We start from the raw sequence: 255 nt of genomic DNA, 5'->3' as shown, positions 1-255 counted from the left end.
CCCCCCCCCCCCCCCCCCCCCCCCCCCCCCCCCCCCCCCCCCCCCCCCCCCCCCCCCCCCCCCCCCCCCCCCCCCCCCCCCCCCCCCCCCCCCCCCCCCCCCCCCCCCCCCCCCCCCCCCCCCCCCCACCCCCCCCCCCCCCCCCCCCCCCCCCCCCCCCCCCCCCCCCCCCCCCCCCCCCCCCCCCCCCCCCCCCCCCCCCCCCCCCCCCCCCCCCCCCCCCCCCCCCCCCCCCCCCCCCCCCCCCCCCCCCCC

1 protein-coding gene is annotated in these 255 nt (G+C 99.6%); it reads right to left on the bottom strand.

The genetic code is table 11. The features are described 5' to 3' along the window. A partial coding sequence (locus HC728_RS20465; RefSeq protein WP_045631777.1) for a hypothetical protein occupies positions 1-255 on the bottom strand: 255 nt, incomplete at both ends.

Source organism: Aliivibrio sp. S10_S31, from assembly GCF_014694495.1.
GTDB lineage: Bacteria > Pseudomonadota > Gammaproteobacteria > Enterobacterales > Vibrionaceae > Aliivibrio > Aliivibrio fischeri.
Note: the sequence above shows the minus strand (reverse complement) of the source record. Positions and strands in the feature narration are given on the sequence as shown.